13 protein-coding genes are annotated in these 16,229 nt (G+C 60.2%); 9 read left to right on the forward strand and 4 right to left on the reverse strand.

What is annotated here, in order from left to right; genetic code table 11:
• The first annotated feature begins 142 nt into the window (after positions 1-142).
• Positions 143-2,875, forward strand: coding sequence for a preprotein translocase subunit SecA (secA, locus tag C1T17_RS10925; RefSeq protein WP_104953469.1), 2,733 nt, complete (start codon positions 143-145; stop codon positions 2,873-2,875).
• Positions 2,876-2,997: 122 nt separating this feature from the next.
• On the opposite strand, the gene C1T17_RS10930 is transcribed toward secA, so the two are convergent.
• The 4 genes from C1T17_RS10930 to C1T17_RS10945 are packed head-to-tail and all read right to left on the reverse strand — an operon-like array spanning position 2,998 to position 6,477.
• A complete protein-coding gene (locus tag C1T17_RS10930) occupies positions 2,998-3,393 on the reverse strand; it encodes a c-type cytochrome (protein ID WP_104953470.1) in 396 nt (131 codons plus the stop codon).
• Between the two features lie 60 nt (positions 3,394-3,453).
• The gene (gene moaB / locus C1T17_RS10935; RefSeq protein WP_104953471.1) at positions 3,454-3,981 is read right to left on the reverse strand and encodes a molybdenum cofactor biosynthesis protein B; all 528 of its coding nucleotides are present in this window, start codon (positions 3,979-3,981) and stop codon (positions 3,454-3,456) included.
• Entirely contained in the window at positions 3,971-5,731 is a 1,761-nt protein-coding gene (locus tag C1T17_RS10940) for a lytic transglycosylase domain-containing protein (protein ID WP_104953472.1), read from the reverse strand. The genes moaB and C1T17_RS10940 overlap by 11 nt, the downstream gene beginning before the upstream one ends.
• A complete protein-coding gene (locus C1T17_RS10945; RefSeq protein ID WP_104953473.1) occupies positions 5,728-6,477 on the reverse strand; it encodes a uracil-DNA glycosylase family protein in 750 nt (249 codons plus the stop codon). Before C1T17_RS10945 ends, C1T17_RS10940 begins: the two co-directional genes overlap by 4 nt.
• Before the next feature lie 168 nt (positions 6,478-6,645).
• Between C1T17_RS10945 and C1T17_RS10950 the strand changes: the two genes are divergently transcribed.
• From C1T17_RS10950 to C1T17_RS10985, 8 genes are all read left to right on the forward strand, one after another.
• A complete protein-coding gene (locus C1T17_RS10950; RefSeq protein WP_104953474.1) occupies positions 6,646-8,298 on the forward strand; it encodes an electron transfer flavoprotein-ubiquinone oxidoreductase in 1,653 nt (550 codons plus the stop codon).
• A 121-nt stretch (positions 8,299-8,419) separates the two neighbouring features.
• On the forward strand, positions 8,420-9,937 hold the full coding sequence (locus tag C1T17_RS10955; RefSeq protein WP_223262546.1) for a hypothetical protein: 1,518 nt from the start codon (positions 8,420-8,422) through the stop codon (positions 9,935-9,937).
• Entirely contained in the window at positions 9,934-10,779 is an 846-nt protein-coding gene (locus C1T17_RS10960; protein ID WP_104953476.1) for a 4-(cytidine 5'-diphospho)-2-C-methyl-D-erythritol kinase, read from the forward strand. Before C1T17_RS10955 ends, C1T17_RS10960 begins: the two co-directional genes overlap by 4 nt.
• A complete protein-coding gene (locus C1T17_RS10965) occupies positions 10,776-11,489 on the forward strand; it encodes an N-formylglutamate amidohydrolase (RefSeq protein ID WP_104955160.1) in 714 nt (237 codons plus the stop codon). Before C1T17_RS10960 ends, C1T17_RS10965 begins: the two co-directional genes overlap by 4 nt.
• Before the next feature lie 44 nt (positions 11,490-11,533).
• Complete coding sequence (gene ilvD / locus C1T17_RS10970; RefSeq protein ID WP_104953477.1) at positions 11,534-13,255, forward strand: dihydroxy-acid dehydratase; 1,722 nt, start codon at positions 11,534-11,536, stop codon at positions 13,253-13,255.
• Entirely contained in the window at positions 13,236-13,601 is a 366-nt protein-coding gene (locus tag C1T17_RS10975; RefSeq protein WP_104953478.1) for a hypothetical protein, read from the forward strand. Before ilvD ends, C1T17_RS10975 begins: the two co-directional genes overlap by 20 nt.
• On the forward strand, positions 13,598-14,980 hold the full coding sequence (locus tag C1T17_RS10980; RefSeq protein ID WP_104953479.1) for an NAD(P)H-hydrate dehydratase: 1,383 nt from the start codon (positions 13,598-13,600) through the stop codon (positions 14,978-14,980). The genes C1T17_RS10975 and C1T17_RS10980 overlap by 4 nt, the downstream gene beginning before the upstream one ends.
• A gap of 21 nt (positions 14,981-15,001) precedes the next feature.
• Complete coding sequence (locus C1T17_RS10985) at positions 15,002-16,213, forward strand: class I SAM-dependent RNA methyltransferase (RefSeq protein ID WP_104953480.1); 1,212 nt, start codon at positions 15,002-15,004, stop codon at positions 16,211-16,213.
• Positions 16,214-16,229: the final 16 nt, after the last annotated feature.

Below are 16,229 nucleotides of genomic sequence, written 5' to 3' on the forward strand. Positions count from 1 at the left end.
TCCGCAGCCATGCGTGACGTCGTATTCAACTCGTCGCCGACACCACTCCAATTGACTAAGCCCCAGCCGCCCCCTACATCGCGGGCGCATATAGGCTATGGTCCGTAAGGGCCTGTCCGCCCCCGGAAACATAGGAAATCGCATGTTCGGCGCACTCGCCAAAACGATCTTCGGATCATCCAACGAACGTTATGTGAAGTCGATGCAGAAGACGGTCGATCAGATCGCTGCATTCGAACCGCAGATTTCCGCGCTTTCCGATGAAGACCTTGCCGCCCACACCGTCAAATTCCGCGAGCAACTCGCCAGCGGCAGTTCGCTGGAAGATATTCTGCCCGAAGCATTCGCGACAGTCCGTGAGGCTGCACGGCGCACGCTTGGTCAGCGCCATTACGATGTACAGATGGTGGGCGGCATTGTCCTGCATCGGGGCGAGATCGCCGAAATGCGTACCGGTGAAGGCAAGACGCTGGTGGCGACCACGGCAACCTATCTCAACGCCCTTGAAGGCAAGGGCGTGCATGTGGTCACCGTAAACGATTATCTGGTACGGCGCGACTGCGACTGGATGGGGCAGGTATATCGTTTCCTTGGCCTGACCACGGGCGTCATCGTGCCGAACATGCGCGAGGATGAGCGTCGCGAGGCTTATGCCGCCGACATTACCTATGCGACGAACAACGAACTCGGTTTCGATTATCTGCGCGACAATATGAAGTATGACCGTGCATCGATGGTGCAGCGGCCTTTCAACTACGCGATCATCGACGAAGTGGACTCGATCCTGATCGACGAAGCGCGCACCCCGTTGATCATATCCGGGCCGACGGACGACAAGTCCGATCTGTATCGATCCGTCGATCTGATCGTGAAGCAGCTTTCCGACGAAGATTACGAGAAGGACGAGAAGCAGCGCAACATCACGCTGACCGAGGACGGCACCGAGAAGATCGAGCGTCTGCTGGAGCAGGCGGGGCTGATCGAAGGCACGAACCTTTACGACTTCGAGAACACGCAGGTCGTCCATCACGTCAATCAGGCGCTGCGCGCGGTGATGATGTTCCGCCGAGATATCGACTACATCGTGAAGGACGACAAGGTCATCATCATCGATGAATTCACCGGCCGCATGATGGACGGACGGCGCTGGTCCGATGGTCTGCATCAGGCGGTCGAGGCTAAGGAAGGCGTCGAGATCGAGCCGGAGAACCAGACGCTCGCCTCCATCACCTTCCAGAACTACTTCCGTATGTACCCCAAGCTCTCGGGGATGACGGGCACTGCCGCGACGGAAGCGACCGAGTTCTTCGAAATCTACAAGATGAACGTCGTAACGATCCCCACCAACGTGCCGGTGCAGCGGATCGACGAGGAAGACGAATTCTACAAGAATACGCAGGACAAGTTCCGCGCGATTGCCAAGGCCATTGGCGAGAAAGCAAAGATCGGCCAGCCGGTTCTGGTCGGAACCGTGTCGATCGAAAAGTCCGAAATGCTGTCCGACTTCCTGAAGGAAGAGGGTGTCGCTCATGCGGTGCTGAACGCACGCTTCCATGAGCAGGAAGCGTATATCGTTGCGCAGGCGGGCCGTAAGGGCGCGGTCACTATCGCAACGAACATGGCGGGCCGTGGCACTGACATCAAGCTTGGCGGCAATGCCGAATTCCGGATCGAACAGGAACTCGCCGACACGCCCGAAGGCCCGGAGCGGGATGCGGCGATTACCAAAATCGAAGCTGAAATAGAGGCGGAAAAGGCCGAAGTGCTCGCCGCGGGCGGCCTGTTCGTGTTGGGCACCGAGCGGCATGAAAGCCGCCGCATCGACAATCAGCTGCGGGGTCGGTCGGGCCGTCAGGGCGATCCGGGTCTCTCGCGTTTCTACCTCAGCCTTGAGGATGATTTGCTCCGCATCTTTGGCCCGGACACGCTGTTCGCCCGCATGATGAACAATAACATGGCCGATGGCGAGGCGATTGGTTCCAAGTGGCTCAGCAAGGCTATCGAGACCGCGCAGAAAAAGGTTGAGGCGCGCAACTATGACATCCGCAAGCAGGTCGTGGAATATGACGACGTGATGAATGACCAGCGCAAGGTCATCTACGAACAGCGGTCGGACATTATGGACGCCGGCACGGTGGACGATGTGGTGATCGACATGCGCCATGAGACAGTGAACGACATTGTCGCAGACGCCTGCCCGCCCGGTACCTATCCCGAGCAGTGGAATGTCGAGAGCCTCAAGACGCGTAGTGCCGAGATTCTCGGTATCGAGCCTGACATCGATAGCTGGTTGAACGAAGATGCGGTCGATCCCGAAGTGCTGGAGACGCGTCTTTCAGAACTGGCCGACGCGCAGGTTGCCGAGAAGATCGCGGAAATGGATGCGGAAAGCTGGCACGGCGTCGAAAAGAACATCTTGCTCCAGAGCCTCGACCATCATTGGAAAGAGCATCTCTCCACATTGGATGCCCTGCGTCAGGTCGTCCACCTGCGGGCCTATGCACAGAAGACACCGATCAACGAGTATAAGCAGGAAGCTTTTGCTCTCTTCGAGCGGATGCTGTCGAATATCCGCGAGGATGTGACCCAGACGATCGCGCGGGTTCAGTTCCGGCTGGAAAGCGATCCGCTGCCGCAGTTCGATCTACCGGTGCTGCCCGACTTCATCACCACTCATATCGATCCGTTCACCGGGGAGGATGACAGCGCCGACCGTGATGGCGGCCCTTCGGGGTTCGTGACGACGACACTGCCCCGTCCTCAGGTGGGGGCCGCAATGGGTAACCTTTTCGAGGGGCAGGACATTAGCCGCAACGCGACTTGCCCCTGTGGTTCGGGCCTCAAGTACAAGCATTGCCACGGGCAGCTAGCCTGACAGCGGCTCATCGGGTGGCCACAGGCGGCACATAGCATATGGCCACCCAATTAAGCTTGTCTCAGAGCATCATTGAAGCCGGATTCAAGCCGGGCCTAAACCTCAACTAGGCGTATATTCCTCTACTTCGCCCTCAACGTAGCAAGATATGCGATCACATTGGCGCGCGCCGCAGCATCGTTCATACCGGCATAGATCATTCTCGTTCCCGGCACCGTCGCGGACGGCTTCTTAAGCCAGGGATCTAGAGACGCGGCATTCCATGTGATCTGTGATTTCTTGAGGGCTTCTGAATATTTGAAGCCGGGTCTGCTGGCGGCCTTTTTTCCTATAATTCCTGACAGATTCGGGCCGATTCCGTCACGGCCACCGCTTTCGACACTGTGACACATCTGGCACTGGAGAAATGCTTTCTTTCCCGCAGCCGCATCACCCGCCGCGGATGCCGGCGCCGCCAATGGTAGTAGGCCGATCGCCATCAGCGGAACAGCGCGAAACAGCAAAGTGGCATGGCTCATATTTTAGATATCCCTGAAGTCTGATCGATACACATAAGGATATGTCGGATGAATGCCCGCTTACCGCTCGCGCAATCGGGGCATTAACTCTACAAAGTTGCAAGGCCTGAAACGATTGTCCAACTGGGTAATCAATATCCCGTCCCAAGCGTCTTTTACAGCACCGGTCGAGCCAGGTAACGCGAAAATATAGGTGCCCCTGGCGACGCAGGCGGTCGCGCGCGACTGTATCGTGGACGTGCCGATCTTTTCGTAGCTTAGCCAACGGAACAACTCGCCGAAGCCCGTAATTTCCTTGTCCTGCACGCGAGCTAGCGCTTCAGGCGTTACATCGCGCCCGGTGACGCCCGTGCCGCCAGTTGTGATTACACAGTCAACTTCAGGGTCATCGATCCATGCATGAAGATGCGAGACGATGGCGTCCTTGTCATCACGTTCGATATAACGCGCCGCAATTGTATGACCGGCAGTCTCAATCCGATGAACTAGCGTATCGCCAGACTTGTCTTCTGCAAGGCTGCGGGTGTCGGAAACAGTGAGGACGGCGATGCGAACGGGTATGAACGCAACACTCTCGTCAATAGGCACTGGCGACTTTCCCGCCCGCACCCAGCCGCACCAGCGTGGTGCCCTTGGTACTTGGGAATCGTGGCCACATGCCTTGCGCCATTCCCGTCATGCAATCGGCGCTACCCTTGGCCTGCAATTGATATACCCAATAATTGCGCATCACGATGTTCACGTAAGCGCGGGTCTCATAGTAGGGCAGGGACTCAATGAAGAGGAGCGGATCGCCGCCATCCTTAACCTGATAGTTCCAGCGCTCCACAGGCGTCGGTCCGGCATTGTAAGCGGCCATAACCTTCGGCAGTAGGCCACCCGTCGCGGGCATATCGCGCAGTTGCTCCAGATAACGCTGCCCATATTCCATGTTGATGGACGGCGTATGCAATTGCGCCGTGGTGACGTTCCCTCCTGCCACATCGCCAGCGGTGCCCGTGCGCACCTGCATCAGGCCGTGCGCCCCTGCACTGCTGACGGCATCGGCGCGAAAACCAGACTCTTGCAATGTGTGCGCGAAGACGAGCGCGGGATCGACCCGCCATCCGCCACCAGGTTTCCAGTTAGGCGCAGGGAAACGCGCGGAGGTGGCGGGTTGCTGACCCGCCGGTCCGTTATGAGCGAGCCAAAGCTGCGTTGCAGGTAGGTTCAGCGCCCCCGCCAGCTTCAGCAGCGCATCATATTGCGCATTGCCGCCAAGCCTCGCCTGATAGCGGATAGCCATGTCGGCCATATCGTCGCGACCGATCTTTGCGAAAGTCACTGCGGCTTGAGCGTTGGGCACGTCCTTGAGCACGCTCGGCAACCCGTTATTGCCAACTGCAGTCATGGCAACGTTCTGGGCTATACCTAACGTTTCGCGCGCCAGCATGCCATAGAATGTCTCGTCCGCCTTCGCCGCAGTCTTGAGCAGATTGGCAACCTTCGCCGGTTCGCCGCAGTTCATGTAAGCGCGTGCTGCCCAATAGGCTCCCGCTGCTCGCATATCGGTGTTGCCAGCCAGCGCAGCCACATTCGCAAAAGAAGGCGCTGCCGCCCGACAATCATTCTGCCGCCATGCCGCAAGGCCGATCGTCCAGTGCGCCTGCACGGCCCAGTCGCCGCCAATGTTGTCGGAAAGTGCAATGGTTGCTAGGCGGCGTGCGTTGGCATCGTCGTTTTCAATATAGTAGGACCAGGCGACGCGCTGACGCCATTCGGTGCGTCCTTCCGGCGTCAACATCGGCTCTACAGCCGTGATCTCGTACTCCGCAGCGGCCGGGTTGTCAGCCTTTATGAGCGGGATGACTTTCGTGCCAAGCGCTTGGGCGACAAGGTCAGTCTTCACCGAAGCGACATATTCGCGGCGTGGAGCAGCGCCTAGCCAGACGAGCTTCTGCACTTGTGGAAGGGTCGGCAGGATCTGTGCGCCCCGCTTTTGAGCGAGGCGGCTCAGTTGATCTGCCTGCGGCAACCACGATGCCTTATTTACCAATTCCAGAAGATCGAACAATTCGACCCTGGGAGAATTTTTCGCCAGATAAAGCTGCGCGAGAGCGAAGGGCCGTATGACATCACCTTCGCCCAAAGCCGCGATCTGCGCCTTTGCGTCGGCCCAGCGTTGGCCATCCAACGCAGCGAAGATCGCAGTGTATCTCGCGTCTCCAGTCAGCACAGGCTGAGTAGCGAGAGCCGTGAGCGGTTCTATAGGAAGAAGATCATCCGGCGCGGCAAAGGCGGGGGTCGCCATCGCTGTTGTACTCAACAAGGCCAATGAAGCAAGGGAAGCGCGGATCATGCAGGCAGAGCCTCAATCAAAAGTTGCAACTGGCGCCAGCACCCCATTTTCGCGGCAGGCTGCTTCAACAGGAGCCGCGGGTGTAATGTCGCGATGCTGTCCACACTGCCCCCTTTATGGTTAAGGGGGCGTAAACCAATGGCGTTCCCCGCGTCAACCGTCTGCAAAAGTGCATGTTTCGTCTTGTCGCCAAGCAGTAGCAACCGACGAGGGCCAACAAGAGCGATGTGATGGCGCATCCGATCGGCCAATTGGGCGGCATCGCTGTCGGAAAATATGCCCCCAGCCGGCCGTAGAACCGCCAGCGAGGAAAGATAGATATCCGATCTCTTCAAGCCGACTGCTGCCATCATGGCATCGAAAAGCCTACCTGCCTCGCCATTCAATAGCGTTCCGGCTTCGTTATCTTCAGGGTCAGGCATGTCGCTGATGACCATGAGGGTAGGCGCCGCCTCACCTGTTGGCACTGCTCGACGTGTCCGACTGGATAGCTGCGGCCAAGACATTTCCAGCAGGCCCATATCGGTCGCCAGCCAGCCTTGAAACGCCTCTAGTGTATCGGGCCATGATGCGGTGGGAAGCTGGACCGCCCGCTCGACCGGCATATCGGATATAGCGGCGGGACGAGGAGGCTGGAGCCAATTTACCGGTATTTCAGACACAGCCTGAGTGACACCGGCCAAATCCCACCAGTCGATCAGCGTATCGACTGAAACCTCTATTTGTGATTCCCCCGCGAAATCCATAACCCGCTAAGGCACAGAGGTTGACGACCGCGTCAAGAAAAGTCATCGCCCAATCTGTCAGGACGTTTTTGGAAAGCGCCAGCCGGATGCGAATCTGCGGCGTTTGACAAACGAAGCAGCGGAACCATCACGCCGTGCAGGGCAGTGGTATCCTTGAGGAGGTATGGGATGAGTGACCGGGAATCGATGCCGTATGACATCGTAATTGTGGGCGGCGGGCCTGCGGGGCTTAGTGCGGCGATCCGGCTGAAGCAGTTGGCAAATGAAGCGGGCAGTGAACTGGCAGTCTGCGTGTTGGAAAAAGGCTCGGAAATTGGCGCGCATATTCTTTCCGGCGCGGTGATCGATCCAAAGGCGCTGGATGAGCTTCTTCCCGATTGGCGGACATCCGGCTGTTCGCTTGCTGATGTGCCTGTCACTGACAATCGCCATTGGGTGCTCACCGCCAAGGGACAGTATTCGATGCCGCATCTGGCGCTGCCGCCGTTCATGAGCAACGATGGCACCTACACTGGGTCACTCGGCAACCTGTGCCGCTGGCTGGCAGAACAGGCCGAAGGGCTGGGCGTCGAGATATTTCCAGGCTTTGCCGCTGCTGAAATCCTCTACAATGATGACGGCTCCGTGAAGGGGGTCGCGACTGGAGACATGGGGATATCTCGCGAAGGCGAACGCAAGGGCGACTGGCAGCCTGGCCTTGAGCTGCATGCGAAATACACCTTCTTCGCAGAGGGCGCGCGCGGTCATCTTACGAAGATACTGAAGCGACAGTTCGATCTGGAGGCCGATTGCAGCCCACAAACCTACGGCCTCGGCATGAAGGAATTGTGGGACATTGACCCTGAAAAGCATCAGCCAGGCCTCGTCATTCATACGCAGGGCTGGCCGCTGACGGATGCCTATGGCGGCGGTTTCCTTTACCATCAGGCCAATGGGCAAGTCGCGCTCGGCTTTGTCGTGGGCTTGGGATACCGCAATCCCCATCTCTATCCGTTCGAGGAGTTCCAGCGCTGGAAGCAGCATCCTTCGATCCGTCAATATCTGGAAGGCGGTCGCCGCGTGTCTTACGGCGCACGTGTCATCAACGAAGGCGGCTGGCAGTCGGTGCCCAAGCTGGAATTCCCTGGCGGTGCGTTGATTGGTTGCTCGGCCGGCTTCGTTAACGTACCCCGTATTAAGGGCACGCACACCGCGATGAAATCCGGTATGTTGGCGGCGGAAGCGGCTTTCGCGGCGGTGCAGGCGGATCGGGCAGGCGACGAACTCACCAGCTATGGCGAATCGGTGCGCTCAAGCTGGATCGCCACCGAATTGAACCAGGTCCGCAATGCGGAGCCACTATTGGCGAAATATGGCAACAGCATCGGCACCGTGTTAGCGGGCATCGACATGTGGATGCGGCAGCTCAAGATTGGGTTGCCCTTCACGCTGAAGCACAAGCCAGACAATGAGAAGCTCTGGCGCAAGGAACATTGCAGCAAAATCGCCTATCCCAAGCCCGATGGGGTGATCAGCTTCGATCGTCTCTCTTCGGTGTTCCTGTCGAACGCCAATCATGAGGAAGATCAGCCGGTTCATCTGCAACTTAAAGATCCTGCCGTACCGATCAGTTACAATCTGCCGTTCTATGACGAGCCGGCGCAACGCTACTGCCCGGCGGGTGTTTATGAAGTTGTGGGTGAAGATGAGGGTAATCCGCGATTTCAGATAAACGCGCAAAACTGCGTGCATTGCAAGACCTGCGACATCAAGGATCCTACACAGAATATCAACTGGGTCGTGCCCGAGGGCGGCGGAGGACCGAACTATCCCAATATGTAAGCGTCTGATCCTGACCTTCGCGATCACCGTTGCAGCGCTTCCCGGCGGTGCCGGGGCGGTGGTCAACACGCCTGCGCTTGATGCCTATGCTCGGGCGCGGTTGGCTGATGGAGATGGCTCCATGGACCTCGCTGTCAGAGGATATGCGGAGGCAATGGCGGCCGATCCGGGCAATGTGGCGCTGGCGCTCCGGACTTATCGGCAGGCGCTGGAGGCAGGGGACACGGCGCTAGCCATGCGGTCGGCGCGTGTGTTGGATCAGTCCGGAGTTTTACCGCGTGATGGCACGCTGCTATTCGTCCTAGATGCATTGGGCCGGAAGGACTGGAATGCTGCACGAAAGTTGGCGGACCGGTTGAAAGTCGAAGGTAATTTCGCATTTCTCTCGCCGTTTCTTTCAAGCTGGATTTCCACCGTAGATGGGCCTTATTCCGCCCCAGCCGTTGATGAGAAAAGCCAATTTGGAGCGCTGACAGCGCGTTATCTCGACGAACACGTTGCTTTGCAGGCTTTGGCGCGCAAGGATGTGGCGGCGGCTAAACCCGCGATTTTGCGCGCGCTTTCCGTGCAGACATCGACTCTCGCAGGACTGCGGATTGCACTGGCAAGGCGACTTGTCGCTCTTGGCCAGCGTGAGGACGCAATCGCGCTACTTGCTCTGGATGATCCGGCATTGCGCTCGACAAAACTGGAGTTGGCGAATGCACGCCAGGTTTCTGAACTCGCGCTGACGCCGAAGCAGGGTTTTGGCAGAATCCTGGCGCGGCTTGCGGATGATGTGGGGGAGGGAGACAGTCGACCGCTCGCTCTTGCGTTGGCGCGTCTGGCCAGCATCTCCGATCCTGCCAGCGGAGAGATGCGCCTGCTCCTTGCGCGGCAGCTTGTACTGTCCGGATATGCGGACATTGCGGTTGTCGAGGTTGGAAAGATCCAGAATGACTCTCCATGGGCATCCGCTGCCAACAACCTGAAGATCGCCGCCCTGGCGCAAACAGGCAAATCGGAACAGGCGCTTGCGCTGGCGCGCGATACCGTTGCTCGGTCTGAAGCTTCGGCGGCGCAATATCTTCAGCTTGCCAATCTTTTGTCTGAAATGCAGCAGTTCGGGCCTGCGGTGGACGCGTATCGGGCGGCGCAGGGACGTTTTGCAAAGGGGGCGGTGCCCTGGTCGCTCTATCTTCTGGAAGGCAGTGCACTGGAACGTAGCGGCCGATGGAGCGAAGCAAAGGTGGCTCTCGACAAAGCGATGGCGCTTGCCCCGAACGAGCCAGTCGTTCTCAATTATCTGGGGTATGCGCAGGTGGAACGTCGACAGAATGTGCCGGAGGCATTGTTGCTGCTGCATAAAGCACAGGCGCTTCGTCCGGAAGATCCCGCGATCGCAGACTCGCTGGGGTGGGCGCATTTCGTCGCAGGCGATCCGCGCAATGCGGTGCCGATGCTTGAAAAGGCGGCGGCCGGGGCACCGGGCGACGCCACCATCAACGAGCATCTTGGCGATGCCCTTTGGGCTGTCGGACGCCGGTACGAAGCGCGCTATGCCTGGGCCGCTGCGCGTGTCTTTGCGGAAGGTGATGCCGCGACGCGGATCAACGGCAAGGTACGCAGCGGCTTCAGGCCGGAGTTTGCGGCACCTTGAGCATCGCCGCCTACGACACCGAAATAGCCTATGCCAAGATCAACCTCGCTCTGCATGTCAGGCGTCGGCGCGCGGATGGCTATCACGACATCGAGAGCGTCTTTGCCTTTGCCGAGGATGGCGATGTTCTCAGTGCGGCCGCCCGGTGCGACGGCATACTAACGCTTGCGATAAGCGGGCCGTTCGCTGCGGGTCTCGATAGCCAATCGGATAATCTTGTGCTTCAGGCTGGACGTGCACTTCAGAAACATGGCCCAGCGGGGGCTGGGGCTGATATCCACCTGGTGAAGAACCTTCCTGTAGCCGCAGGGATTGGCGGCGGATCGGCGGACGCAGCAGCAACATTACGGCTACTTGCGCGTCTGTGGTCTGTCGATACGGATATGCAGCATATCGCCGCTGCTCTTGGGTCCGATGTTCCGGCTTGCCTGCCAAGTCGTACGTTGTTTGGCACTGGGCGGGGTGAAGAGATCGACTTTCGCGAGATAGCGGGGCTGTCCGGATCTCCGTTGTTACTGGTCAATCCGGGGAAGGGGCTTTCCACTGGCCCTGTTTTTGCGGGATGGGATCGGCAGGACAGGGGCGTGCTTGCCGCCAAGAATCTCGTCGATCTGGCCAGCGATGGACGTAACGATCTTTATCCGTCGGCTGCCCTGCTGGTGCCGGAGATCGATGACGTGCTGCGCTGCCTTTCCGTTCAGCCGGGTGTCACCTTGGCGCGCATGTCCGGATCGGGCGCAACGTGTTTCGCCCTGTTCGAGAGCGTCGTTGCACGTGATGCGGCGGCGTCTGCTCTCCCGAAGCAGTGGTGGCGCATGGCGACGCGGATCAGATCGTCATGAGCGAAATCATGACCATCATTCCAGCGCGCAACAGCAATGTCCTCATCATTGCCGATCATGCGTCCGCGCACGTGCCTGCGGACATTGACCTTGGAATTGCGCCACAGTTGCTCCGTGAACATATAGCCATCGATATAGGTGTGGCTGAAGTCGCGCGGTTGCTCTGCGAAGCGGCGGGCTGCGGCGCCGTTTTGGCAGGTGTTTCCCGTTTAGTTATAGATCTCAATCGCGCAGAAGACTCAGCCGGGCTTATTCCGATCGAGAGCGACGGGCATCCCATTCCAGGCAATGTGGCAGTGGATCGCGATGCGCGTCTGAGACGCTTTTACCATCCTTATCATGCTGCGCTGACCGCTTCGCTCGACGGGATGGATCGGCCGTTCATTCTCTCCCTGCACAGTTTCACGCCGTTGTTATCCTCTCGGGATGAACCGCGTCCATGGGATATCGGCATCCTGTACAATAAAGATGATCGTGCCGCGCGTATAGCCATACCGCTGCTGGAAGCTGCAGGGTTGAACGTCGGCGATCAGCTTCCCTATTCCGGCGCGATCTTAAACGCGACGATGAATCGCCATGCCGAGGCGCGAGGTATACCCTACTTGGGCGTGGAGATGCGGCAGGATCTCGTTGCCGATAAGATGGGGCAGGGCCGATTTGCCCAGTATCTGGCTCCTGTACTGGAAGCTTGCCGTAACGCTCTTGCGTAAACGGCTGCTTTTTGGAAAGAGGCCCCGGCATAGAAGGGCCAGTCATGACACATAATTTCGATAAGTCGAAGCTCCCCAGCCGCCACGTTTCCGTAGGGCCTGAGCGCGCGCCGCATCGTAGCTATTATTATGCGATGGGTTTGACCGAGGAAGAGATCGCACGACCCTTCGTCGGCATCGCCTCGGCTGGTAATGACAGTGCGCCTTGCAACACTACGCTGAACGCACAAGCGGACATTTGCCGCGATGGCGTCAATCGCGCAGGCGGCATGCCGCGCCGGTTTAATACGATCACGGTCACTGATGGCATTGCGATGGGCCATCAGGGGATGAAAAGCTCTCTGGTCAGCCGCGAAGTCATTGCCGATTCCGTGGAGCTTTCCGTCCGTGGCCATTGCTACGATGCGCTCGTTACCTTTGCCGGGTGCGACAAGTCGCTGCCGGGCATGATGATGGCAATGCTGCGGCTCAACGTACCGTCAATCTTCGTTTATGGCGGTTCAATTCTTCCCGGCCGTTTTCATGATAAGGACGTCACTGTCGTAGATGTGTTCGAAGCGGTTGGGCAATATGCGGCGGGCGGATGTCCGCTCTCCGAATTGACGGCCCTTGAGAAGGTGGCTTGCCCCGGTCATGGCGCATGTGGCGGTCAATTCACGGCTAACACCATGGCGTGCGTTGGCGAAGCGATTGGCGTTTCCCTGCCGAACAGCAACATGGCCCCGGCACCCTATCGCAGCCGTGAGGAGATCGCCGTTGCGGCAGGTGAGCAGGTCATGGAGCTGCTGGCCCGAAACATTCGCCCCCGCGATATCTGCACGCGCGAAGCGTTCGAGAATGCCGCGCGTGTTGTTGCCGCGACCGGCGGCTCGACCAATGCCGGTCTCCATCTGCCCGCCATGGCGAATGAAGCCGGCATCGCGTTCGACCTGTTTGACGTTGCAGAGATATTCAAGACGACGCCCTATATCGCGGACTTGAAGCCCGGTGGCCGTTATGTCGCGAAGGACATGCATGAGGCGGGCGGCGTCTACATGCTGATGAAGACGATGCTCGACAATGGGTTGCTGCATGGCAATTGCATGACCGTAAGCGGCAAGACGCTGGGCGAGAACATCGACGAAGTTACCTGGAATCCGGAGCAGAAGGTCATCTACGACGTCAAGACTCCGCTCAGCCCGACGGGTGGTGTGGTTGGTCTCCGCGGTTCGCTGGCGCCTAACGGAGCGATCGTGAAGGTGGCGGGAATGCATCGCCTGCAATTTACCGGGCCAGCGCGCGTATTCGACTGCGAGGAAGACTGTTTCGAGGCGGTCGAGAATCGGGACATCGCAGAAGGCTCCGTCATCGTCATCCGTTACGAAGGGCCAAAGGGCGGCCCCGGAATGCGGGAGATGCTCTCCACCACGGCCGCGCTCTATGGGCAGGGGATGGGGGAAAGCGTTGCTCTCATTACTGATGGGCGCTTCTCCGGAGCGACACGGGGCTTCTGTATTGGCCATGTCGGTCCCGAAGCTGCCGATGGCGGCCCGATTGCACTGGTGGAGAATGGCGACATCATCGCCATCGATGCTGAGGCGGGCACGATCGACCTTCAGGTTGACGAGGCGGTGTTGGCGGAACGCCGCGTAGCCTGGAATCCGCGCAGGAACGATTATCAGGCCGGCGCGCTTTGGCGCTATGCACAGAATGTCGGTCCGGCCTATCAGGGAGCTGTGACGCATCCTGGAGGTACAGCCGAAACCCATGTCTACGCGGACATCTGAATGCCTGCTGGTCGCAGCGCTGCTCCTGATGAGCGGCTGCGATCAGCAAGGTGGGGCGGCGGTCGCCAAGGTCGATCCGGACGCGCCCGATACGGTTCGCTGCCAACTGGCGGGTTCCGTCAAGCCGGAGCCTGTGTGCCGCATTGAAGTAGCGGGAAATTTGCTGACCATCCGTCATCCTGACGGGGGTTTTCGCAGGTTCCGGATCGTCACGGACGGGCGGGGCCTGATTGCGGCGGATGGCGCTGCGGTCGCCGGGGTCACGATAAGAGAGCCAAATCATATCGCCGTCGATGTGGATGGCGATCTTTACGATTTGCCCGCCACCTTCGCCTCGGTGCAATGAGCGCAACTCCCATTCTGACCGCCGCGCAGATGCGTGCGGCGGAGCAGGCGCTGTTCGCCACAGGCATCCCTGAATATGACGTCATGGAGCGTGCCGGCGCTGCCGTTGCCGACGTCGTCTGGAGAGCGGGCGGACTGCGCGACACGCTGGTGCTCTGTGGTTCGGGCAATAACGGGGGCGATGGCTTCGTCATTGCCCGCCTGCTTCGCGAGAGGGGCTTGGCCGTGCGAGTGGCCGCCAGCGCCGACAGCCGAACGCCTTCCTCGCGGCAAGCACGGGCGCTGTGGAACGGGCCCGTCGAGGACGTTCTGACTGCCCGCCCCGCGACGCAGGTGGTTGACGCATTGTTCGGCACCGGCCTGACGCGCGGCCTTGATGATGGGCTTGCGGCGAAGCTCTGCCAATTGGCGGGAGAGGCACGGCTTACCTACACGGTTGATCTGCCGAGCGGTGTGCGCACCGATGACGGAGCGTTGCTTTCGGACGTTCCGCTGTTCGACATCTGTGTTGCTTTGGGGGCGTTGAAGCCTGCGCATGTTCTGTACCCTGCCGCATCTCGATTTAATCGTCTGATTTGTGCCGACATCGGGATATTGGTGGAAGATGCCGCTGTTCGAGTTCTTGCTCCGCCAAGGTTGTTCGTGCCGGCAGCCAATGCGCACAAATATACCCGTGGCCTCGTGGCGGTGCTTGGTGGGGCCATGCCGGGGGCGAGTGCGCTGGCGGCCTTGGCGGTGGCGCACAGCGGGGCGGGTTATGTACGGCTGATCGGCGCTTCTCCTATGGAGAGCCTTCCCCATGCGATCGTTCAGCAACAGGACGGCACCGCCACGGCGTTCGGGGACAGGCGCATTGCGATCAGCCTGATCGGGCCGGGAATGGGCCGAAGCGACGAAGCTGTCGCACAGGCGCGCATTGCTCTCGCTGCGGGGCATCCCGCCGTCATTGATGCCGACGGATTGCTGGCGTTGAGGAGCCTGGGATTTGCGGCTCTGCCGAACCGCGCCATTCTCACCCCGCATCAGGGCGAGTTCGATTCGTTGTTCGGCGCGCTGTCCGGCAGCCGGATTGCGCAGGCCCAGCACGCCGCAGCCCAATCCGGGGCGGTGGTCATATTGAAGGGCAGCCACAGTATCGTCGCTGCGCCCGATGGACGGGCGGCGGTTTCGCACGTCGCATCGTCCTGGCTCTCCACGGCGGGAACGGGGGACGTGCTGGCCGGGATCTGCGCGGCCCGGCTGGCCGTTACGGGCGATCCTTTCCACGCGGCCTGCGAGGCGGTGTGGCTGCATGGCGAAGCGGCGCGGCGAGCGGGGGCGGCTTTTGTCGCGGACGAATTGATTACCCATTTGCCAGCGGCTATCGCGTCCCGGCTGTAAGCCAAGGACAAGCCGCTGACCATCGATACCATAGACCCCGACCTGATCGTCCGCCTCGCCGCCAAGGGTGACGGCGTGACCGGCGACGGGCGCCACGTCCCGATGAGCGCACCTGGCGACCGGTTGGAGGCTGGGAGCAGCAACGGCCTGATCCGTGGCCCGCATCATATCGAACCGCCGTGCCGCCATTATCCTATCTGCGGCGGGTGTCAGTTGCAGCATGTCGATGACCAGAGCCTGTCCGATTTCGTGCGCGACCGGGTGATCGGGGCGCTGATGGGGCAGGGTGTCGTGCCCGGCGTGGTCCACGCTCCGCATATCTCTCCGCCGAACAGCCGCCGCCGTGCGTCGCTGCGGGCCGCGCGGTTCGGCAAGAACCTCCATCTGGGGTTTGCGAGCGAAGGCAGCCACCGGATTGTGGACATGCAGATGTGCTTCGTGCTGCATCCGGCGCTGTTCGCGCTGGTGGCGCCGATCCGTACGCTGCTGCATCCCATGGTAGGGGACCGGCGGGCGGTACATGTGCGGATGACCTTGACCGATCAGGGCGTTGACCTGTTGCTGGAAGGGATTGAGGTCGAGGGGCTTGCGGCGACCGAGGCGCTGACGGCGTTTGCCAGCACGCACAAGCTGGCGCGGCTGACGATCGACGATGGCTATGGCCCGCAGACGCGGTGGGAGCCGGACCCGGTGACCGTCAGCTTCGGCGGCGTCGCGGTGCCTTTCCCACCCTTTGCTTTCCTTCAGGCCACGGCCGATGGCGAGGCGGCGCTGGTGGAGGCGGTGCGGCCTGCGATTGGCCCGGCGGCGCGGTTCGCCGATCTGTTCAGTGGTCTGGGCACGTTCGCCCTGTTGCTGGGGGCGGGGAAGACGGTCTATACGGCGGAGGCGGCGCGCGATCTGGTGCTGTCGCTGAAGAGCGGTGCCAATCGTGGCGGCAGGCAGATGGCGGTCGATCATCGCGATCTTTTCCGCCGTCCGTTGATGCCGGCGGAACTGGACCGGTTCGACGCCATCCTGCTCGATCCGCCGCGAGCGGGTGCGCGCGAACAGGTGCTGCAACTAGCGCAGTCGGCGGTGCCGGTGATCGCCTATGTGTCCTGCAATCCGGGCAGCTTCGCGCGCGACGCGAAGCTGCTGACCGAGGCGGGCTATACGCTGGAGAGCGTGCAGCCGGTGGGGCAGTTCCGCTGGTCGACGCATGTGGAACTGGCAGGGGTGTTCCGGCGGTAGTTTGGTGGGCCGGGAC

Source organism: Sphingobium sp. SCG-1 (genome assembly GCF_002953135.1).
In the GTDB taxonomy this organism is placed as follows: Bacteria; Pseudomonadota; Alphaproteobacteria; order Sphingomonadales; family Sphingomonadaceae; genus Sphingobium.